20 protein-coding genes are annotated in these 20,373 nt (G+C 45.5%); 8 read left to right on the forward strand and 12 right to left on the reverse strand.

The features are described from left to right. Position 1: 1 nt before the first annotated feature. Entirely contained in the window at positions 2-1,072 is a 1,071-nt protein-coding gene (locus BFP99_RS30485) for a DUF262 domain-containing protein (protein WP_065948910.1), read from the reverse strand. A 496-nt stretch (positions 1,073-1,568) separates the two neighbouring features. On the opposite strand from BFP99_RS30485, the gene BFP99_RS30490 reads away from it, so the two are divergent. The 4 genes from BFP99_RS30490 to BFP99_RS33155 all read left to right on the forward strand — a co-directional run bounded on the left by BFP99_RS30490 (position 1,569) and on the right by BFP99_RS33155 (position 5,388). Beyond that, entirely contained in the window at positions 1,569-2,171 is a 603-nt protein-coding gene (locus BFP99_RS30490) for an endonuclease NucS domain-containing protein (RefSeq protein ID WP_256098260.1), read from the forward strand. 148 nt (positions 2,172-2,319) lie between these two features. Further along, complete coding sequence (locus BFP99_RS30495; protein ID WP_176719712.1) at positions 2,320-2,616, forward strand: tetratricopeptide repeat protein; 297 nt, start codon at positions 2,320-2,322, stop codon at positions 2,614-2,616. 248 nt (positions 2,617-2,864) lie between these two features. Beyond that, the gene (locus tag BFP99_RS30500; RefSeq protein ID WP_043205934.1) at positions 2,865-4,781 is read left to right on the forward strand and encodes a methyl-accepting chemotaxis protein; all 1,917 of its coding nucleotides are present in this window, start codon (positions 2,865-2,867) and stop codon (positions 4,779-4,781) included. 151 nt (positions 4,782-4,932) lie between these two features. Next, positions 4,933-5,388, forward strand: a complete 456-nt coding sequence (locus BFP99_RS33155) for a hypothetical protein (RefSeq protein ID WP_141690847.1) — start codon at positions 4,933-4,935, stop codon at positions 5,386-5,388. Positions 5,389-5,402: 14 nt separating this feature from the next. Here BFP99_RS33155 and BFP99_RS30505 read toward each other — a convergent pair whose 3' ends face one another. The 3 genes from BFP99_RS30505 to BFP99_RS30515 form a co-directional block, all read right to left on the reverse strand. Further along, entirely contained in the window at positions 5,403-5,963 is a 561-nt protein-coding gene (locus BFP99_RS30505) for a hypothetical protein (RefSeq protein WP_141690848.1), read from the reverse strand. 130 nt (positions 5,964-6,093) lie between these two features. Then, positions 6,094-6,465, reverse strand: coding sequence for a histone-like nucleoid-structuring protein, MvaT/MvaU family (locus BFP99_RS30510; protein WP_065948914.1), 372 nt, complete (start codon positions 6,463-6,465; stop codon positions 6,094-6,096). Positions 6,466-6,528: 63 nt separating this feature from the next. Next, the gene (locus tag BFP99_RS30515; RefSeq protein WP_065948915.1) at positions 6,529-7,050 is read right to left on the reverse strand and encodes a hypothetical protein; all 522 of its coding nucleotides are present in this window, start codon (positions 7,048-7,050) and stop codon (positions 6,529-6,531) included. Between the two features lie 237 nt (positions 7,051-7,287). Between BFP99_RS30515 and BFP99_RS30520 the strand changes: the two genes are divergently transcribed. From BFP99_RS30520 to BFP99_RS30530, 4 genes are all read left to right on the forward strand, one after another. Then, on the forward strand, positions 7,288-8,496 hold the full coding sequence (locus BFP99_RS30520; RefSeq protein ID WP_065948916.1) for a zincin-like metallopeptidase domain-containing protein: 1,209 nt from the start codon (positions 7,288-7,290) through the stop codon (positions 8,494-8,496). Further along, positions 8,493-8,657: a hypothetical protein gene (locus tag BFP99_RS33405; protein WP_164558387.1), complete on the forward strand. Its 165-nt coding sequence runs from the start codon at positions 8,493-8,495 to the stop codon at positions 8,655-8,657. The genes BFP99_RS30520 and BFP99_RS33405 overlap by 4 nt, the downstream gene beginning before the upstream one ends. 343 nt (positions 8,658-9,000) lie before the next feature. Further along, on the forward strand, positions 9,001-9,867 hold the full coding sequence (locus BFP99_RS30525) for a ParA family protein (RefSeq protein ID WP_065948917.1): 867 nt from the start codon (positions 9,001-9,003) through the stop codon (positions 9,865-9,867). 13 nt (positions 9,868-9,880) lie between these two features. Continuing rightward, a complete protein-coding gene (locus tag BFP99_RS30530; RefSeq protein WP_014717433.1) occupies positions 9,881-10,354 on the forward strand; it encodes a hypothetical protein in 474 nt (157 codons plus the stop codon). 265 nt (positions 10,355-10,619) lie between these two features. On the opposite strand, the gene BFP99_RS30535 is transcribed toward BFP99_RS30530, so the two are convergent. The 8 genes from BFP99_RS30535 to BFP99_RS30570 all read right to left on the reverse strand — a co-directional run bounded on the left by BFP99_RS30535 (position 10,620) and on the right by BFP99_RS30570 (position 20,364). Next, positions 10,620-11,090 (reverse strand): hypothetical protein, encoded by a 471-nt coding sequence (locus BFP99_RS30535; protein WP_065948918.1) that lies wholly within the window; start codon positions 11,088-11,090, stop codon positions 10,620-10,622. A 915-nt stretch (positions 11,091-12,005) separates the two neighbouring features. After that, positions 12,006-12,224: a PH domain-containing protein gene (locus BFP99_RS34225; RefSeq protein ID WP_370737685.1), complete on the reverse strand. Its 219-nt coding sequence runs from the start codon at positions 12,222-12,224 to the stop codon at positions 12,006-12,008. Between the two features lie 430 nt (positions 12,225-12,654). Beyond that, complete coding sequence (locus tag BFP99_RS30545; protein WP_236323527.1) at positions 12,655-13,224, reverse strand: hypothetical protein; 570 nt, start codon at positions 13,222-13,224, stop codon at positions 12,655-12,657. Positions 13,225-13,342: 118 nt separating this feature from the next. After that, positions 13,343-15,679, reverse strand: coding sequence for a hypothetical protein (locus tag BFP99_RS30550; protein WP_065948921.1), 2,337 nt, complete (start codon positions 15,677-15,679; stop codon positions 13,343-13,345). A 64-nt stretch (positions 15,680-15,743) separates the two neighbouring features. Then, positions 15,744-17,249 carry a hypothetical protein gene (locus BFP99_RS30555; RefSeq protein ID WP_065948922.1) on the reverse strand — a complete coding sequence of 502 codons (1,506 nt, stop codon included), beginning with the start codon at positions 17,247-17,249 and terminating at the stop codon, positions 15,744-15,746. Positions 17,250-17,285: 36 nt separating this feature from the next. Beyond that, complete coding sequence (locus BFP99_RS30560; protein ID WP_065948923.1) at positions 17,286-18,569, reverse strand: Y-family DNA polymerase; 1,284 nt, start codon at positions 18,567-18,569, stop codon at positions 17,286-17,288. Between the two features lie 3 nt (positions 18,570-18,572). Further along, positions 18,573-19,466 (reverse strand): abortive infection family protein, encoded by an 894-nt coding sequence (locus tag BFP99_RS30565; RefSeq protein WP_065948924.1) that lies wholly within the window; start codon positions 19,464-19,466, stop codon positions 18,573-18,575. Further along, positions 19,459-20,364: an abortive infection family protein gene (locus BFP99_RS30570; RefSeq protein WP_083221288.1), complete on the reverse strand. Its 906-nt coding sequence runs from the start codon at positions 20,362-20,364 to the stop codon at positions 19,459-19,461. The genes BFP99_RS30565 and BFP99_RS30570 overlap by 8 nt, the downstream gene beginning before the upstream one ends. Positions 20,365-20,373 lie beyond the last annotated feature (9 nt).

Genomic DNA, 20,373 nt, shown 5'->3' on the forward strand with positions numbered 1-20,373 from the left:
TTCAATTGCCTAACAATTTTCGTTGAACAAATCCAATTCTTTCGCGCAAGCGAGCAACGGCGTTTGCACCATCTGAACCAGTAACGGAAATAAATTCGTCGTCATTTAACCAACTAACATCTATATGCCGTTTTTTTGCGATAGCCACTTTTTCACTTAAAGCGTGCCTTGAGCCAATTGCAATCGCTTCAAATCGAGCGCGTGGAGTAGCTTTACCGGTTTGACTCTTACGAAATCCGTAAGGAAAATATTTTTCAACAAACTCCATCGTATCATTGAAAATTTTCTTATACGCTTTTACTAGGCTAGGCGTCTTTGCGAATTTGCTATTCATTGCCTTTACATAATCAAAAAGGAACTCAGAGGGCCTATCTCTATATCCATCAAGACCATCCCCGTAAGCAAAAAATCTAGTAACTAAGTCTTCACGCCCTCTCTCATCCGCATTTTTACGAGATACAGGCGCAAGCTCTTTGAATAGATCTGTCTCTGCAAGCTCAATCACAAGATTCATAAAAGGTCCTGCAAGTGCCCCCCTACGAACCTCTGCTTTATTTGCTATCTTGCTGCCGGTGTTGATACGCTCAAACAAATCGAACCTAGCCTGCTCGTCCGCATGTTCATTCAATACAATCCCTCGAATGGAGCGATTATTTATCTTCCGTTGTCTAGAAGGCGGCAAATCCGCAAACACAAAATTCGATAAATTAGTAAGGCTTTCTAATTCATTAAGCCGAAAGTCGTCATGTACAAACTCTTCGATTGTTCTAAGTCGCTGAGAACCATCTACAATTTCAAGCCTGCCATCTGGCATTTCCCAAAAGAAAAGGAAAGGTATAGGAAGCCCTAGTAGCAATGACTCAATGAATCTGGATTTGCGTTCACTTTCCCAAGTAAATTCTCGCTGATATGAGGGGACTACAAACTCTTCATCGCGCATCTTTTTAGCTAAAAGCTCAATAGAGTATTCAGTTAGGTAAAATTCAATCCGCTTTGAAAGCTCGACAATTTGTGCTTCAGCACTCGCCACCTCTTGGGCGGTTTTCGTCGGTTGTTGCTTCGGCCTTCTCATATACGCTCAAATTTTCAAGTGTTACTTATTATTCATCACTCAATGATCCTTAATAGCAATGAATTTGCAATTACTCGGACCTAGCGGTGACTCCCTGTACTTTGCCTGCTAGGCCGGATGACCCAGAATTTTGGAACAGATATCGACAGTCCTCCCTAAGATATCACACCCCTTATCGTTCCTTAGCAGCTTCCACTCTACAATCCTTCATTCTGGCAAAAACCCCAAGAGCTGGAGGGTTGCCCTGCTAAGCCCCAAGGGTCAAAATCTTGTTTCATTACGTCCCGGTGCGCGCTGAAATCATCCAATGACAGCTTCCAAGGCAAAGCAACCAGAGGTATTCCAGTGAAAGATACATCTCTCCTCTCACCCCACGCGACTGAAGCTCATGCAGCCACCTAAGAAATACCTGATAGTGAAAGCAGGGCAAGAAGGAGCTAGCGATCTCTTCCCTATGAAGGAGTGGTGCAGGCAGAACCCGACTGACGCCCCTCCAATGAATCCTAACGAAGCTAACTCGCAGCAGCTTCGCAAAGGGTTTGCCCGCATGGGTTGGGTCATAGAAGAAACCGAGACACAGGTTTTGATCCTTCACCCAGGAACGCCGCAAACGGCACTTAAAGACCTGGAAGACGAAGAGCTAGAGCAGGAAGGTGGTGAAACGCCTGACGATGCTAGGGGCAGCGTCTTCGAGCTGGAATGGCAGTTGCGAGATTTCATCGCTCATAACATCGAATCACTGTCTGTTGACGGCAAGACCTTGCGCTTGTACGTCGATGAACAAGGACGAGACGGCGTTGAATACCCCACTGGCGTTGGCCCTATAGACATTCTGGCAATAGACAGCGATGGCGCCTATGTCGTCTTTGAGCTGAAACGTGGTCGCGTAGCCGACAAAGCCATAGGCCAGATAAGCCGGTACATGGGCTGGCTGATTACGAACAGGGAAGGAGGAACGAAGGTGAAGGGAGTCATTGTCGCAAAGGACATTAGCCAGAATTTGCGTCATGCAGTCGTGGCAGTACCGAACGTCTCGCTTTTCGAGTATCACATCAGCTTCACTTTGAACGAGGTCAAAGCCGCCAATTTCAGGGGGTGATGAATACCAGCCCTACCTACTGTAGACAGATCAGCGTCTATGCTGCACTCATCCCTTCGGCCCGAGGTGTTGGATGCGCCTGTACTCTGCGGTTTTGGTAGCCATGATGCTTGTAGGCTGCGATAAGCCCCCTACCCTCGAGCAAGGAATGTCTCTGTACACTCAGAGTCAGTTTGGCCCAGCCGCTTCGGCTCTTCAGCCCTATGCAGATAAAGGTGACTACCGTGCGCAGCTCATCTTGGGAATGGCCTACCTCCAAAAGGATTTCAAGGATGATGCCAAATCAGTGCACTACTTCAAGCTAGCTGCTGACCAGGGCGACGTTGACGCTATGTATTTCCTTGGGCGAGCTTACCTGGACGGTAAAGGTGTCCCACAGAACACTACGATAGGTGAAAGCTACCTAACCAAAGCTAGTGAAGCAGGGTCGATAGCAGCGCTGTAAGCGGATGGCGAACACACCTAGGCCCCTATCGATATACGGGTACAGGTAAAGCTTTGCTGGTTTCAGCCGAAACATTCCGAACGGAGAAAAAACTGGCTACGGCAGGCTACTACTGAACCATCCTGGGCTCTATCAGACGTCGACTTCATAGAACGTTCGCCTTGGATAGCTTTAAACAACATCTTCAAGCCCTGAGGCCTGCCATGCTTAGAAATGCTCCTTTGAGTACAAAGCTACTGCTTATTTTGATGTTTCCCCTGTTGGGCTTTCTGGTCTTCGCCGGGATTTTTGTAGCTGACAAACGAGAGACACTGAGCGAGATGAACCGAGCGGTCACCGCTACCGGCACCGCGCAGAAACTCAGTGACGTAGTAACCACTATCCAGCGTGAGCGCGGCGCAAGCGGCGTGTTTCTGGGCAGCGGTGGTAAGACGATGCAGGACAAGTTGAAAGTCTTACGCCAAGAAACCGACCGTGCGGTGAGCGCGATGCATGCGCAATCGACCGAGGGTCTTATCGCGCCTGACAAGATGCTGCGCGCAATTGATGGTTTGGCCGGACTGCGTCAGCAGGTGGACACGCTCGCAATCAATAACGGCGAGTCCGGCACCCGATTCACCGATCTTATCAAAAATTTGATCGGCTTCTCTTACTCACTGGAAACCAGCATTGAGGATCCGGAAATCCTGCGTGGGCTGAGTTCACTCAATCAGTTCGTAGACATGAAAGAGCGCTCTGGTCGAGAGCGTGTACTGCTTGGCCTGGCATTCAACCAAAACCGTTTTGATGCGCCGCTGTTGTCACGTTTCAGCCGCAACATGGGCGAGTTCTCCGGCTATTTCGAGGCCTTTCAACGCTGGGCTCCTGCCGTGTTCAAAAATAAGCTGGATGCGGTTCTACAACAGCCCGCATCCGTCGATGTAGCTCGCCTGCAAAAACTCGGATTTGATACGCCTCTAGGCGATCCGCTTAATATCAAACCCGAAGACTGGTTCAACCTTTCCACCAGCCGTATCGACATGATGGCTCAGGTCGAGGCTGAACTGGGCCAGACGGTCGTGAGCCTAGCCAATGTCGCGCGTACCGATGCCCAGCGCAGTCTGTATGTCGCAATAGCCACCGTCATTCTGATGTTGATTGCGGTGCTGTGGCTCGCTTCGGTGATTATTCGCAATATCAAAATCGCTGTGGTCGACGTGAACCGCACCCTTATTTCGCTATCCACGCGTGACCTAACTGCCAGAACCCGTTACACCGGCAGAGACGAGTTTGGCGAGATCTCGCGTAACCTGGATAACATGGCCATACAGATCGGTGAAGTGATCCGTGAGATCGGGAGTGCCACGGCGCAGGTCGCGACCGCCGCCGAGCAGTCTTCGGCTGTGGCCCTGCAAACTAGCAATAACGTCGTCCAGCAGCGTCAAGGCACCGATCAGGTGGTCACTGCCATCAGCGAGATGAGCGCCACGGTCAAAGACGTGGCGCGCAGCACTACCGACGCCGCAGAGATGTCGCAGCGCGTTAATGCCAGCACTATGCAGGGCAAGGCTGAAATCGAGAACACCATCAGCTTGATCAAAGGGCTTGAGGTTCAGGCCGAACAAACATCCCGAATCATTGAGGAGCTCAAGGGTGAAAGCTATTCCATCTCCTCGGTTTTGGATGTGATTCGTGGTGTAGCAGAGCAAACCAATCTGCTAGCTTTGAACGCTGCCATTGAGGCTGCCCGTGCCGGTGAGCAGGGTCGTGGATTTGCCGTGGTCGCCGATGAGGTGCGGAATCTGGCCAAAAAGACTCAGGATTCCACCGTCAGTATCCAGAAGATGATCGCCAATCTGCAATCCGGCTCCGACCGTGCCGCCACTTCCATGCAGGAAACTCTAGGGAAGGCTCAAGAAGGCGCGAGCAACGTAGTGCGCGCAGGGGAGTTGCTAGAAGAAATAGCCGAGGGCATCGCGACCATCAGCGACAGCAACATACAGGTCGCCTCGGCGGCAGAACAACAGAGTCAGGTTGCCGAGGAGATCCACCGCAACGTAAACGACATCAACACTCTGGTTATCCAGGTCAGCGCCGGTGCTGAACAAACCGCCGTCACCAGCCGCGAGTTAGCCCGCTTGGCCGAGCAACAGCAGGGGCTGGTGGGACGGTTCAAGGTGAACTGAGTTACAAGTTTTTTTACCGGATGCTCAAATGCCCGAGAGAATGACTTTCGGGTATTCGAGGATTGGTAGGTGAGAGGGTGACGCGCCTATAAGGGCTACTTTGCTCAACGCGATAAACGAGGCTTTTCATGACGCCGGATGAGGTCAGGCCATGGATTATCAGCCGTCCTACGGCTTTCTGAAGGACTGCTTATACCGTTCTGAGTCATACAAGGTGACTTTGGCAGACGCTTACGCAGCGCTTCGAGAATTAGGTAATAGACACGCAGATTTCTATAGAGAACGTAATTCTTCTGTAGAAGCGCTTAAGGCTATTCAATACTACGAAAAGGCATTTTTACTGGGAGAAGGTAGTGCCGCTCTAATGATTTCCTCTACCTATGGCAGCGGATCTATCAGTGATAAATATTCAGCTGCGGTATGGAATGCGGTATTTCAACTAACCAAAACCAGTCAAAAGACAACTGATGCTTTTCAGTTATTGCCTGTAGCTCAGAGAGACAAGGCTATGATGGATTCCTACGCCTTGTATTCAAAATACTCATCACTGAAACCGGCAAAAAGCTTTCTAGATGAGGTCAGAAAATATAGAAAACCCGCCGAATGATTTTCGTCACGGTCTTAGAAGCCGGAACCTGAAGGCGGTACTGAACCTGCTACATCTTTAGCTAGGGATTTGTGCGTGTATGTCAGGCAAAGGTACTTGACGTTCCCACAAGGGGCCTCAAGCGTGATAGCGGAATCCGGCTTGTTCCAGCTCAGAGTAGTTGCCTTGATTTCTTGCCCTAGTCCGTTGGTTGCAGTTGAAACGACTGATTTGCCAGCTCCCCATTTTTGGGTAAGCCCCGACTCAGCAATAGGATAATTTCTACGGTCGGCCATGAGCATAATCATGTAAAGGCGAAGCTCACCGCTTTTGTCTTTGTCGAAGTGGTAGTCGCCCAATGCAGGACCGTAGATTTGCCCAAATGGATCATCACCAACGCGGTGACAAACAAGCTTGCCCGCTCTCTGGTCGCACCAACCGGCCTTGCCGTCAGGGGTCAACTTTCCATTGATTACGGGAAGAGCTTGAAACTCAGTGAGCTTCATTCCCAACACAGCACCATTGAAGTCGAATTCTTGAGCTTGAGAGGCAGCGCAGAAAAAAATCCATAGAAAAGCCGCTGTGGCCTTGTTCATCCTTGTCATACCCCATGTTCAAACGCAATGAGAATACGATGGTACACCCAATTACGCCATCATAGATCTAGGGGGGAGAATGAGAACAGGTGAAGCACATGCCGCCGCTGCGGCGGCATGATAGCTGGTGTTACTTGCTCAACCACGACTCAACGGTGTCAGCACCGAACTCACTTTTCCATTCTTTCAATTGACGGTGGTTGCCACCTTTAGTTTCGATGGTTTCGCCAGTGTGCGGGTTCTTGTAAACCTTAACAACGCGCTCGCGGCGGGTTGCTTTGGCAGCTACAGGAGCAGCACCACCTTTGCGGTTAAGCGAAGCTGGATCGAGGATTGCGATCACGTCGCGCAGACTTTTGCCATATTGGCCTAGCAGATTGCGCAGCTTCTCTTCAAATTTGATTTCTTCAGCCAAACCAGCGTCACCTTTCAAGGCTTCCAGTTGGGCCATTTGTTCTGCAAGGTGTTTTTCAAGCTGACGGAATTCTGCAAGCTTCGACATGATGTAACCCTTTAATTAGTGATGATTGGATACTACAACAAATTAATTCAGTTTGAAAATAGGTCAATCCATTTTCATTTTGAATGGTTTGGATTTTGCTACAAGTTCAAATTTTTTAGCCTTTTCATTCCAAAGCACCACACCATCAGATTGCATCATGTCCGGGCTACCAGCTTTGTAGTAACGCAAATCACTCATGAAAATTGCATTGCTGTTTTGCCTGTGAGCAACCCCACCATTAGCTGGGGCAAGAGAATCTGACTCGCTTGGAAACTGCATAGGTGCTTTGTAAAGCTTCCCATCGTTCACATCAACGAAGACCGTTGCTTGGCATCCCGTGCCGCAACCGTAAGTAGCGACAACAAAGTGCCCCGCAAAATCGGCTTTCTTGCCAACGGTGCCTTCGATGGATTCTTTGATGCGCCATTGGCCTGCTAGGGCTTTGTTACTCGACCAATCTACCTTTGCCAGAGCCTTGCTGGAAACCGCAGAGGCTGGGTACTTCTCAAAAGTAAAACGGTCGTCAGCATGGCTTGCAGAAGCTACGCACAGGGAGATAACTACAGCAGTCAAAATCCTTTTCATTTGAATCACTCAATTTTGGTTTGAGGCAAAACCATAGCTCCAGTCTTGAGGATCAATCAAGATCGATCCTAGAAATATTTTCGTGCCTGCAAAACCCGGCAGATATAGCTTAAAAATTGCTTTTCCCTGCAATGCCTAACAGTTTGTCTCAACACGTTGCCCCAGTCTTTATTTCGCGTAGCGAATGCCTTCTAAAAATCAAATGGTAAAATCAGTCATATAACAACCAGAAATTAAATGGCAGTAGCTAAACGAAAATCATACAAAGAAAAAAAGGAGTACATCGACAACAGTAAAGAGAAGCTCGAGGGATTCCTTGCGGATAAGGTCGATAGCATCCACGCAATGCTCCAGGCAGAAAATCCAGACGTGCCGGTGTGGAATTCACCGTGCTTCAAAATCCGATACCTGAACCCCATGTCAGGAACAGTCTACAACCTCGAAAACTCCATGCTTCTGTCCATGCTAGGGAAAGAGAAAGGCTTTGAACTGCCCTACTACCTCACAGCGAAACAGGGCTACGACGCTGGCCTGTCAAACAAGGGCGAGAAGGGAGACTTCGTTGTTCACCACTTCGGCATGCAGATCGGCTTTGTAAAAGACGGCGAAAAGCCAGGTGCTGGAGGTAACGATGACCAGGACAATGCGGAAGGCAAAGCCATCTATAGACGTGCTTCAAAGCTATCGCCTGTCTTCAACCTGCAGCAATTTACAGGCGAGCTACCCGAGAAGATAAAAGCGCAGATGGCGCAACGCGCCAAGATCCCAACCCCAGCCGAAGTACAGACGGTGCTTCAGTCAGTCATGGATACGATGCCTACACCGCTCAAAAGGCATGCTGGAGTTGAACACAGCAATTACTTCTCCCCCGGTGAAGACACCATCTATATGTCACCTTCTAGCCACTTCAAGAGCGACCTCCACGAGCTATCCACTCTCTTGCATGAAGTCAGCCACTCATACGGCGTAGCAAGCCGCAAGAACCGTGAAAGCCTCGCAAAATATGGTCAGAGTGATGAACACAGGGCCTATGAAGAGTTGGTAGCCAATCTGTCAGCGCAAGCCGTGGTTAAGCACCTGAACTTCAACCTCACAGATGGCATGCGCGACCAGTTAGACGATGCCTTTTTCAAGAACCACCAGACCTACGATGTGGGTTGGGCCTTGAAGGGCTTGAGAGACAAGCCTGATCAGGTATTCAAAGCAGCAGCAGACGCAGACCGCACAGCGAACGAGATCATCTACAAGCTTGAGAATGACCTCAAAGCCAAGTACGACCTAGACCCTACCCTGCCTGTTTCTGACTTCATCAAACAGCGCCTATCGCGGGTTGATACGGATTCAACGCCACAGGTGAAGGCGCCGACCATAAGCCCTAGAGATTCAGCGGTAGAGACTCCTACGCCCCAAGAACAACAACAAAAGAAGAGGACATTGAAAATATGAATAATTTCGAGAAAAACAGAAAACAAGCTATTGAAGATCTGATCGATGGAGACGAAGAGCTAACGGAGCTTTACGAGCAAGGAATGCTGACAGAGGAATGTTTTGTAGAGGAATCCAATCACGAAGCCGTTCAAGATTCATTACCAGAAAGGATTTACTAAGGAGATAAATTATGATCCTAGAATCAAAACAGAGAGATTCCTGTTTTTTTTCGTTTTGATATCCACAAATTAGAAATTACAGGGTTTTGATATCCCTTCAGTCTAACGCCACGAAATTCTTAGCATGAGCTAAGTAATAGTGATGTTTATGATCCCCCCATGAATTCATTCGGAGCCAATTCCGAATACGCTCTGAACAGATTCATAAAGTATTCAGAAGAAATTCCGACCTAATTAATAAAGGACTAGGAAAATATTCCTAATATATTCCTAATAACCCCCTATTTCCATAAATCTAAATGCTACGATATTTAAAACAACCTAAAACTAAAGGAAGAATCAAATGAAAAAAGCCATAACGCTTGACCAGATTGAAAAGAAAAAAACTAAAACCATCGTTGCTGCCTCACATAAAAGCAGTGGGAAGACTACATTCCTACTTAATCTTGCCGACTACCTTTTGCAACTTGGCTTTTCAATTCTGTATGTGGATCTTGATCCCATCAGAGCCGCTGATGACTTCTATGTCCAACGTCAAGAAATGAAAGACAAAGCAATTCAAACCCTCACAGACTTGATCACAATAAACACTGATAATGAAAACTTTAAAAACATACCACATTTAAACCAGAAAATTAAAAATTTAACCATGAGTGCTAAATTGAAGGTATACGGTTCGGCTATCGCAAGCTTCAATATTGATAACGTACAAAATACTCACACAGAATTTGATTTCATCTTAGTAGACATTCCCGCAAATATTTACACTTCAACAGATGAGATAAAGCCGCAGTTCCTTGAGATTTTGAAAAAATCCGACCTTGCAATTTTCCCCTTCAAAGCAGATGCACAAGAATTGAAAACAGCACCTTACATAGGTCGAGTAGTCAAAGAATTGAAAGCTGGTATGGAGTCGAAAGGTAAGAGCCTGGACACCATAATTCGCAGTTTGATCAGCTTCGAATCATCGAAATACAAGGGTGCAAAGGGTATCAGCCGTATCGAAGAGACACTGACAGATTTCCATTTTGCGTATGGGGAAACTCATCCACCTATTTTAGCACCAATGGTTTATCGCGCTATTTATCCAAATATGCTTGCACAGGCCAAATCAATTTTCAGTTCCAATAGCGCAGAAAGTGATATTGCGAAAGCGGAATTCAAAGCTATCGCTGATCAAATTTTCGCAGAACTTAACATCAATAACTAATAGGAGAAATAACATGAGCAAAACTATAGACATTCAAGCAATGCAAGCACGTATCAACAAAAACCAGTCAGAAAGCCTTTCAAAGATTTCAGTAGGAATCCAAGCGCCTTTGGTTGAGCAAACGATTGAAGAAAAAATCCAGGCGGTTGGTAGAGCGTTTCTGGATGCGCCTAGCACCACAACCGTGGGTAAGAAGCACGTCTCAGTGGCTACACCTGACTACTACCATGCGTTATTGAACGGCACCGTAGAGGTAACAGGGACCGCCCACTATGAAGAAAACGCTACCCTGCAATCGCACCTTCAGGACGTTTTGCAAATCAACCTTCTGCGGTTACACGCCCAAACAGACCCAGCCCTGCAGGATCTGCTCACGAAGGTCGCAGTCTTGTCACTGGCACCTAAAGAGCGTAACCAGCTTTTAAAAGCCATGGGAGCGGACGCACGAAATGAGGTCTTGAGCATAATTGGCTTGAACACAGATTGATGTGACTGATTCCCCCCCAAGCCCTTTAATCAGGGCTTTTTTTGCCTGTAGCGTACTGAATCTTCACCGAGAAAGCTCCGAGTACATTCCGAACATTTTCCGAATATCCTCTGAATAGGCTAGGACTTATATCAGAGAGGAATCGGAATCTACTCCTAGACAATTCAGAACACTGTAAGAACGCATTCCTATCTAATTCCTATCCAATCCCGACTCTATTCAGAATACGCCCTGAATAGTTTCCTAGGACAGTCAGACTCGGTTCTTAACGCTTCCCGCTACCGTAGCTCCCAGGTAGCCGTGCCCATGAATCAAGCATGTCTATTTTTTTTGGCCCCTTCCTGACCTTCTCTTTTGGCTTGTCAGGACTTGGCTTTTTCACAGGTAAGGTGATTTTAAATTTACTCGCAGCGAATTGTTCAAGGCTCACTTTCCAGCTCATGCGCTCGTTGGGCGGATTGTCGTTGCGAGCAAAGACAGCTCCGTTCGGTCCCATCTTGCTCAACAACCCAAGGCGTTCACACAGCCAACCACTCACGAACAATCTGTAGTCTCGGGTTTCAAAGACATTCACTAATACACCCAGTAGGGAGTACTCCCTATGAGCTATTGAATGGGCAACACAATGGCTTATTGCCTGGCTGTACAGGGTCGATACCAGGACCTTCTTCTCATCTAGCAAAGGGCGTAGCTCGTTTTTGTTCAGCGCCACCAACAGCTTGTACGACTCCTTCATCACCCACCCTCTCCTTTCTACCGTGGAAACAGCCTATCACCACTCAAGCATAGGCGCTCTGTGTTGAATTCTGGTCATTTTTGCGAGGCATTGCCCTGCCAATTTCAATCCCAGCCGTGCGATTTGCGCGCATCAAAAATTGTGGACTGCCATCTGCGGGCATGTCACATTGCCAGCATCCATAGATCCCTTTTTTTATTCTCAAGGACGACAAATGTTAAACATGCAAATCCCAACCATCGAAAATTATTCCGAAGCTCATGCCGATTGGTACAGAGGATTTTCAACAGCCTTCAATTTATCCCAGCTGAGTAACAACCTGCTTATTAGTTATATCACTACTCAAGCAGAACTAAATTCGCAATACTTCGAGAATACAAGAGAATATCACTATGGCATAAATATGTGCCGCAACGGTGACGACCGAACAGATCTTTTGCATAGCTTAGACATCATTGACATGCTAAAGCTTATTGTCAGAGATTTCGCAGCGACCAACTCAAAACACCAAAATCTATTATTATGTCGGGGATTGTCGATTGAGGGTTATTATGACGAAGACGTGAAAGTTGACTTAGATGAAATATTGGAATCAACCACGGAAAAAAGCTGGAATAAATTAATCAGAGGTTTGGTCAACGTATTCGAATTCATGTATTTGTTTTCTGTTACAGAGGATCACCTCAAAGAAGTAGTTTTGTTAACTAGCACTCCTACAATTGTGAGCAAGGCCCTTAAAGATAAGCCAGGTCTCATAAAGCATCTTGAAGAGGAATTCAAACTGCCGAGGGACTTCATGATTAAACTATGGAATTTTTATCTCGAGATTCGGAACCTGTATGCTCATAGCTTTGGATATATTAACGAAAAAGATAAATCTTCCATCACCATCAAAAAAGCAGCTTTTGTAGAGGCTTACGAAAATCTCCCATTTGAATGGCATCTAATTGACAATGATTTGGTGGATACCTTTTTCGATGAAGACAAATTGATTGTTGGAAAAATGTACGTTATGAGCGTAAGCGAAATCTGTGTATTCAGAAATTTCGTCCGAATTTTTATACCCGAATTATCTAAATGGGAAAAGCAAGAAGCAGTAAAGGCTAATGTCAAGCCTGACGAATCTTCTGCCATTTGAGCCAGTATAACTTTATCATGGTTATGGAATCGCTTATTTGGCACTCCATAATCACTAAGCAAATATTAATCTAAATTTCTATATCTAGAATTTGGGACAAGTCATAATGGTATAATTAGACTAAACAAACCAAACCCATTATGAAAAACACACATGCTTTGATTTTACCTAACAAAGCCCGATTAATATTGCCTGACCAGAAATTGATTATCCTCAATGAACAAGGTTTGATCCTACCTAAACCGCCCATAAATGCTTTGTTGGATTTTTACTGTACTTCCCTGCCCGCGAGCGCACTCAATAGATTACCAACGTGCAAAACCAGATGAATTCCCCCTCTACGGCAAAGCCGTAATGCACCTCGATAAATCATCCCCAATAAAAAAGCCACTGAAGAGTGGCCTTTTCATATCCCAATATTTTTATTCATGCAGTTCTTCTATTGTCGTTGCGTAAGCTTCTATTTTTCATCAGCACCAAAGTGAACATTCCAACCAACAGAGTAATCGGCCAGATTATTGTAAACGCAAACATAGAGCCGAACATTGCTGAAGGATCACTTCTCTTAAAGCTCATTTGAATCTGTGTGAGATCGACGTAATACAATTCATGGAGGAAAAATTTCACAACTGCCGTTTCCCCCGCAAAGCTCCAAAATGGCACCCCGAACAACATGACCATGGATGCCCTGTAGATGAAAACCCATACCAGGATATTCATTATCAACTTGAATGCTTTGATTCGCTTATCGTAAATATCAGGACTGAAAAAATTAGGTTTGTAATCAATCTGATTGATTAAATAAAAAACTGGCAACGTGATCAATCCAAAAATGAATGGCGCGACATGAAAGAGAATAAGGTGAGCATCATAATACGCAGTATTAACATTTGACGTACCTTGTACGAGAACGTTTCCAATTGGCAACGTTGAGATACCTGCGTATATAATTATAAATCTCTGTAAGTAATTTAACCTAATTTTTTCCTTCTTCATGTTGCTCACCTTATTCTAGTTATCCAAATTATAGCATTTGCAAATAAAAAGAAAAGGGTTAAGCGACAAACGCATCAACACCTTTGCAATAAACTCCTACACCCTTATAACTTATTCCTTATTTGAAACTCTGCAATTTTAATGAGCCTGTGAATTTCTCGTTTGCGCCTTTAACTTTTTCAAAGCCTTTCTCACCCATTCTCTTATCTTCAACAATGTCTTTTGCCACTAGCAATTCCTTGAATGAAACGTTGATGGATTTCACCTGCCTCAAGAATACGACAAACATCACGATACTTATTATGTGATGCAAGAACAACATCACGAGCATTCTTATCACATCAAAGATAAGCCCTGTACCGCCCACCATAAAGATAGAAGATAAATGGTAGACCACCTCATTGACTATTACGAGTATATTTGAAATCAGAACAATGCCCACAACAAACAAGACAATCGTCATAGGACCGTGCAAACAAATCCAAGCGTGCTGCAGAAGAATATTTTTCAACACATCAAAAGCATGATCTTCACTTTTCCCTGGCATTATTGCCTTGAGAATTCTCACGCAAAGAATAACTGTGATGCCCACAATACCAGCAAAAAGAGTTCCTAATTCACCCATAAGATAGATGATCGGAAGAATTCCGAACAAGATCTGGCTACCCATAAAGAACAAATACATAAACATTGAGATCTTGGAGATACCCGAAAGGGTATTAGTCAAATATCTTTCGTTCTTATTAAATGTCAGAATTCCGTTTCTTAATACTTCTGCACCGTAGTAAATCGACAGTGACATTTGTGTGTATTCAGCTGAGTTACTGAACAGCGCTGCTGGTGCGTTCAAAACTGGCGAATAGCAATTCGCACCGGTTTTAAAACATGACTTGAACTGAAAACCAATATTTTCATAATACTTTGCTGTCATCATATTTAAGAGTTTTTGAATTATTCCTAACGTTAAACCTGATAAATCGTTATTTCCGCCAGTCAGGTACACATCATAAATTGATTTCTTAATGTCGAAGAGCTTCACATTTTCAGAATCACTTAATAAATTACTTCTACTATTGCCAGCATCGTTTTCATTCAATGCAGCAGATGAATCAGCCGCATTCAGCTTTTGATCCACAGTAACCACAAAGCCTTTATATTCTGCGTCTACCGCATCATGGATTTTCTTTTGGAAGCTGTTAACGTGCATCAATGATATGAACATTGAAAACAAATCAGAACGAATTTTCTCTTTTTCCGTTTTATCCAACAATTCTCTAACCACTGTGTCTACAGTGTCTTTGACAATGCCAACCAGTTGATCACGGTTTTCACGTAACTGTTCAGCAGTCACGCTTTCCCTATATTCATGAACAAACGTATCCTTGTCAGCAACAGATCCGTCCACCTTTATGTCTAGACAGTCGTTTAGTAATAGCTCACTGTCAGCGTAGGTTTGACGATTCTCGCCCTTATCTAGGCCGGTATTACACATGTAAATTAGGTTTTTCCTGGCCTCTTCATAAGCACCATCAAACAACCTAATGTTTGCCATCTTTACGACTTCAGACTGAGAAGACTTGATGATCCCAGGTGAATATACGTTTATCTGTAGACCCTCTTTCATACACTGTTTGGTCTTCACTATCTCACCAACCAGTAAAGCCTCACCATCGTAGACGGTTTGTGGTGCAGGTTGTTCAAGGCAACGAGAGAAAGCAGTCTCGACGAATTTTAACCTACCCATGTTCACATCTTTAATTAGGTTGTGCTTCACTAGGAGCTTTCTACGAAGCGAAATGTCTTCGGCGGACATTTGTATAGCATTCAATATGACATTATTATAATAAAGCTCGGCAGCGATATTTCCTCTTGTTGTAAATGCAGATTCATCCTTTACCGACGAGTCGAATAAAATACCAAACAAGAATATCCCTGCCTGTATCGTCAGTACAAAACAGACAATCGCAGCCGCTAAAATTGTATGAATTATCCATCCATAACCGACAAGAATAATGGCGGCTATCCAGCAAAATATTAAAAGGGCTTTGTTTTGATTTGCTACACCGCTAGCGTCAGATGCATTCTTGTAAATATTGTAAAGAACCGCTAGACCAACCATTAGAAAAGCAAATATACCAATCACGTCCACGGCACCTTTCACGATAGCCTGTATTGCTTCACCTCCTTTGGATTTATCAGCAACGATTGATAGGTCATCGTAGTAGGGTGACAAGATCAATCGAGCTATCATGACCGATTGCGGGGTTAGCATTTTAGCGGCTGCGCTAAAGGCAAAATCATTTTTAGCCGCATGCCCAGCGCATTTCCCTACCATGTCACTCGTTGCGTAGTAACAATCTGCCTGTTGTGCTTCTTCTAATGTGTTTGCTTGCGCTTGTGAGAAGGAGGAAGAAAACAACAAAAGCAGTAGAAAAATATTTCTTGTGAAGTTCATCTATTTAGTATTCATTTCCTTAATTATAACATTTGCAGGCCTCCATTTTAAATTTGCACAGACTTTAATTTATGGGTATATCTTTTTCGTAGAATATTTGATCCGTCTTTAAATCGAGCAAATCTTGGCGTAGATAATCATTAGAACAGTTTAAGATTTCGGCAGAATAAACCTCATGGAGAAATTTGGTTACTGCCCAGCCCCTATTTTCACTTGCTTTAAATTTATCAAAAAACTCATCAAACCCAACAATGTCTAGAACCTGTATGAGCTTTTCATACTCATCAATCGAAACCACTAGATAAGGGTATTCGGACTGAATTTCAGGGGGAAGCCCTTCGATAGCAAGCTTATCTAGAATTTCAGTTTCGAACCTTGCAATTATCACTGGGTCCATCATCAAAAAGTCTCCTAGGGTAACGACCATCGGATACAAATGGCGACCTAGGCATTTCCAGTTCGTATTCCCACTAACAACATCCACTAAATTTTTATAGTTTTGAACCACAAACATAGCCAACTTCTCGATTTCGGAAATTAGACTTTTTTCACCATAGCCATACCTGGCGTCCCAAACCATTTTCTTAGTCTTGCATTCTATTAATATAGCGGTATTAGAACTCTCAAGAATAAGGTCTACGCCATGCTTTTTGTCTTTCCCAACTTTATACTCACTACCCTCAATAACGGTGAAGAAACCACCCTCATTTAGCTGCTCTGTTATCCCTTTCACATAACTCTCAAATGCAGCTCCGTATGAGTTACCGAAACCTTTTACATTTTTAATATCAAAAAATAAACCTTCTGTTATTCGCTGAATAAGGTACGAAGGTATCGGGCACACAGCCATGTTAGGATCTCTCGTCAAACCTCTAATGAATGGCTTTTCCATAAGCGGGTTAAATGTATATGCCCAGTCATCATCGTATTTTTGCTCCTTCCTAACAGCCTCACGCAGATCGTTGACGTTACTCGACACCCTATTCCAAAAAGAATCCCGCATTTGGTTTGAAATGCCGAATGCCTCAAACGATTGCAGTGGACTATACCAATAGCTGCCAAGTAAGTGCCCTGTAATCGCCGCCCCCATTAGCATATGGTGCTTTATCGACATGCCCGTCGCTTTCAGCAAAACTTCATGCAGATCAGGATAGGAATAGATTCTTAGGTATCTTGCTAGGGTCTGCAAGTCCTTCCCAGTCTTCCAGGTACTTTGCTGACTGTAAATGCGCGACATCTCACGCATGATACGCTCTTGCGGCCTCATACCAATTAGCGTATCTGGTATATTTTTTACCAAATTAAAAGCGCAAACAAAGTCAGGAATTACAAATAGGTTTTTATCGCATACTTTACCTGCATGCAAGATTATCTCTTTTACTAAAATATCTAGCTCCCATGGAAACGCCTTACCTTTTACAGATGGGCTTCCGTTACCCAATACGTGGAACTCGTAAGGCAGAGGCTTATCGTTGACGATGTTTTGAAAAATCTCCCAGACCTGAACCAGTGAAGTATTCAAGTCTAGTTTTTTTGAGAAGTTACGAAGTGGCTTATAATAGTGGTACATTAATTCATCCTTGACCTGAAGCCATATTTTCTCAACTTAACATAAAACCCTTTTGAGCTGATTCCAATCGGTGACAAAACTATCTGATAGGTAATCCCTTTTCATTCCCCACTGGGGAATGGGTGGCTCCACAGCGAGCCTGATGCTACCCCTGCCATACCTGGCATTGATTCCGTCCAACACTTTCATCAACGTCTCTGAATTTCGCCTAGGCTCTGGTGCAAATAGATCCGGCTGATACCCGTCACCACTGACGAACTGGCTTAACACGATTCCAGCTTTGGCATAGAGATAGCCTGGCACGTAGATCTTTTGTAGTCCCTCAAGGGCCACGGCAACGAACTCCCGAGTGTCGTTACTCGGCACCGGCAGGCCACAGATCACAGCACGACTGTAGGGCTTGTCATCGAAGCGGGACGTTTGGATGAAGACCTGGAGGCAGGAAGCGGCCTGCCCTTCCGACCGGAGCTTTGCGCAAGCCCTACTCGCATACGTTGCAACGGCTTCACGTAGCCCCTGCAGTGTAGTAACACGCTCACCAAAGGATCGAGTGCTTGCAATGGTTTGCTTAGGTTCAGGGGATTCTTCAAGCGCGTAGCAGCTCGCCCCCTCCAGTTCCATGGATGTTTTTTCGATGTTCACGTTGAACACCTTGCGCAGGCTTTTACGGTCATACCTGGCAAGGTCGATAGCCTTATGGATTCCCATACCCTCAAGGCTTTTAGAAAGCTTTCGGCCTATGCCCCATATCTCATCTACCGGCATCCATTTAAGAAGCTTGTCACGACGTTCTGCATCCATGAGAACAACGACACCACCAGTCTCTTTCCGCCATTTCTTCGCGCTGAAATTGGCAGCTTTTGCCAAAGTCTTGGTCGGCCCAAACCCTACCCCTACCCCAATTCCGGTTTGCTTTTTCACCGCAGCCTGGATCTCACGCCCTAGCTTCTCCAAGTCGCCCTGGACGCCGGTGAAATCTAGCCAGGACTCATCAATCGAATACACCTCGATCCGAGGCGCAAACGTCTCTAAAACACGCATCACACGGTTACTGACTTCTTGGTACAAGGCGTAATTTGAACTGACCACTCGCAGGCCGTGAGACTTCATCAGGTTCTTAATTTCGAAGAACGGCGCGCCCATCTTGATCCCCAGCCCGCCGTTGGCCGTGTCCTTGCTTTTGGCAATTGGACAGCGGGAAACGACGCAACCATCTGAGTTCGACAATGCGACCACGGGAACACCGATCAACGTAGGGTCGAAAAGACGCTCTGCGCTCACGTAGAAGCAATCACAATCGACCAGACAGAAGACGGCCATCAGTCACCTCGCCTTCAACACAAGGTCGGTCTGCTTCATCACAAAGAAAGAGGCAACACCGGCAAGATGGTTGATGGTTTGGGCAAGGTCAGATGGTGGCGGAACGTAACCGGCGTTCTTGCCATGTGAAACACTTCTATCGTTCCTAGAAGCCCCTACACACTGAAAAATCGTAGCGGCACCACGAAGCATCTGTGACGTGTTGTCATCAATAGCCCCGGAAGCCCTTAACGCTTTCAAGGTCAGGGAGGAAAGCCGTTCTACTGTCTCTCTCTCATATCCACTTTCACCTAGAGATTTGAGACACGCTTTCAGTACTGTCTCAATGTGGCTGCAGCTCAAGGTGATAGAAAGCTCTGGATCAGTCAGTACGCAACCCCTTGCCTTCATCCATGACTCCAGGAGCATGGTATTGCCGCTAAACAGCGTATCCAGATCGGCGTCAATTTCTGCCTTCTCGACCGTCACAAACTGGGAAAGCGACTGAACCACAGAGGCCGTTTTCAGGTACTCCCTATCCAGGTTCACCAGCAGGTCAGCTACCAGCGAATTCAGAACCTTATGGTCACTGATACGCCTGTGCAGGTCAGTGTCCGCTTTGTCCAATGGGCAAAGGGTCCAGTAATCCTCTTCGCTTGGACAAGGAACCTGTTTCCATCCAATCATTAGCTCCCGTCCAGTGAATGCGAGATAACAAGCTGTGTGCCCCATCGGCTCATGTTCTTGGTCGAGAATTTCATCAAAAACTATGGTTTCACTGTTGCCACCACACCCAAGACCCTCAACCAAATCGAGAAGCTTTCGCTCGAAAGCTCTCAACCCAAGCAGCAGTTGCAGGTTTTCGTTTTTGACCTTCGCTGATCGAGCTGCCAGCTCAAAAAATCCGTCATCACTCATTTTCTGCAACCATCCGCTCTTTAAGCTTTTCCAGAATGTAGATAGCCACTGCACCCGCTAGATTATTGGACAGGCGCGCCTCATCAGCATTGGCGGTTTTATCTCCACCATGGGCCGTACCCAAATGTGTTCTTAAAGCCCCGGCACTTTGTGATATTCCCTTAACGCCGCCAAAAAAGGCTTTAATATCTGCTGTATGGTCTTCGCCGCTTGGAAATTTCAGCGGGGGGAAATCGGTTACGACAGCATTTATGAAATCTGTAATGGTTTTCTTGTTACCCAAAGGGATTTTACGTTTTTCCAGGTAATGGCGGCAGACCGATTCAAGGAATTGGGTTGTGCGCGTTAAGGAGTCACTTGCATCTGTCTCAATTGCAAGTCTTGCGCGAACCCATTGCCTTTCAAAATAGTCGCCATCCATCAAGTTTACTAATTCTTTATGGATGCTCTCACTTTGAACATCCGAAAATTCGGACAGGAGTTTAGCGGAGCTTTTAGCCTCACCAAGCATCTCCTTTGCCTGATCTTCCAATGCGTTCCAAATAGAGTTTATTGAGTCGGGAGAAGTTAGTTTAATAATCGCATTGTCGTCTTTGATCTCGCTCATATGCCGCGAAGTCATGTGCCCCTCGTAAGGCGTTCCGTAATTTTGACCATCCTCCATAGTTGTGGAAGTAAGAATCCTTAAATTTTCCCCGTCGAAATGCAACATTCCATATTCCCAGTCCCATTCGTCGATTCTATATAGATCTATTCTTTTACCGGTTGCGTATATTCTCAGACCATTAACTGACTCACGCAATTCTATCTCTACAGATTCCAGACCTGCTCGTACCTCACTTCGCGTTTCCAGTACCTGCTTGGTCAAACGGGAAAGAGCTTCTTTTCTGCTAGTCATAAAGCACTC

The sequence above is a fragment of the Pseudomonas sp. 1 R 17 genome (genome assembly GCF_900067035.1).
In the GTDB taxonomy this organism is placed as follows: Bacteria; Pseudomonadota; Gammaproteobacteria; order Pseudomonadales; family Pseudomonadaceae; genus Aquipseudomonas; species Aquipseudomonas marginalis.

What these genes read in the sequence shown, in the direction of transcription:
- BFP99_RS30520 (WP_065948916.1), top strand. Translation starts at nt 7,288, where the DNA reads ATGGCAGTAGCTAAACGAAAATCATACAAAGAAAAAAAGGAGTACATC.
- BFP99_RS30555 (WP_065948922.1), bottom strand. Translation starts at nt 17,249, where the DNA reads ATGTACCACTATTATAAGCCACTTCGTAACTTCTCAAAAAAACTAGAC.
- BFP99_RS30500 (WP_043205934.1), top strand. Translation starts at nt 2,865, where the DNA reads ATGTTTCCCCTGTTGGGCTTTCTGGTCTTCGCCGGGATTTTTGTAGCT.
- BFP99_RS30490 (WP_256098260.1), top strand. Translation starts at nt 1,569, where the DNA reads ATGAATCCTAACGAAGCTAACTCGCAGCAGCTTCGCAAAGGGTTTGCC.
- BFP99_RS30560 (WP_065948923.1), bottom strand. Translation starts at nt 18,569, where the DNA reads ATGGCCGTCTTCTGTCTGGTCGATTGTGATTGCTTCTACGTGAGCGCA.
- BFP99_RS30565 (WP_065948924.1), bottom strand. Translation starts at nt 19,466, where the DNA reads ATGAGTGATGACGGATTTTTTGAGCTGGCAGCTCGATCAGCGAAGGTC.
- BFP99_RS33405 (WP_164558387.1), top strand. Translation starts at nt 8,493, where the DNA reads ATGAATAATTTCGAGAAAAACAGAAAACAAGCTATTGAAGATCTGATC.
- BFP99_RS30535 (WP_065948918.1), bottom strand. Translation starts at nt 11,090, where the DNA reads ATGAAGGAGTCGTACAAGCTGTTGGTGGCGCTGAACAAAAACGAGCTA.
- BFP99_RS30570 (WP_083221288.1), bottom strand. Translation starts at nt 20,364, where the DNA reads ATGACTAGCAGAAAAGAAGCTCTTTCCCGTTTGACCAAGCAGGTACTG.
- BFP99_RS30515 (WP_065948915.1), bottom strand. Translation starts at nt 7,050, where the DNA reads ATGAAAAGGATTTTGACTGCTGTAGTTATCTCCCTGTGCGTAGCTTCT.
- BFP99_RS33155 (WP_141690847.1), top strand. Translation starts at nt 4,933, where the DNA reads ATGGATTATCAGCCGTCCTACGGCTTTCTGAAGGACTGCTTATACCGT.
- BFP99_RS30495 (WP_176719712.1), top strand. Translation starts at nt 2,320, where the DNA reads ATGTCTCTGTACACTCAGAGTCAGTTTGGCCCAGCCGCTTCGGCTCTT.
- BFP99_RS30525 (WP_065948917.1), top strand. Translation starts at nt 9,001, where the DNA reads ATGAAAAAAGCCATAACGCTTGACCAGATTGAAAAGAAAAAAACTAAA.
- BFP99_RS30485 (WP_065948910.1), bottom strand. Translation starts at nt 1,072, where the DNA reads ATGAGAAGGCCGAAGCAACAACCGACGAAAACCGCCCAAGAGGTGGCG.
- BFP99_RS34225 (WP_370737685.1), bottom strand. Translation starts at nt 12,224, where the DNA reads ATGGCAGAAGATTCGTCAGGCTTGACATTAGCCTTTACTGCTTCTTGC.
- BFP99_RS30545 (WP_236323527.1), bottom strand. Translation starts at nt 13,224, where the DNA reads ATGAAGAAGGAAAAAATTAGGTTAAATTACTTACAGAGATTTATAATT.
- BFP99_RS30505 (WP_141690848.1), bottom strand. Translation starts at nt 5,963, where the DNA reads ATGAACAAGGCCACAGCGGCTTTTCTATGGATTTTTTTCTGCGCTGCC.
- BFP99_RS30550 (WP_065948921.1), bottom strand. Translation starts at nt 15,679, where the DNA reads ATGAACTTCACAAGAAATATTTTTCTACTGCTTTTGTTGTTTTCTTCC.
- BFP99_RS30510 (WP_065948914.1), bottom strand. Translation starts at nt 6,465, where the DNA reads ATGTCGAAGCTTGCAGAATTCCGTCAGCTTGAAAAACACCTTGCAGAA.
- BFP99_RS30530 (WP_014717433.1), top strand. Translation starts at nt 9,881, where the DNA reads ATGAGCAAAACTATAGACATTCAAGCAATGCAAGCACGTATCAACAAA.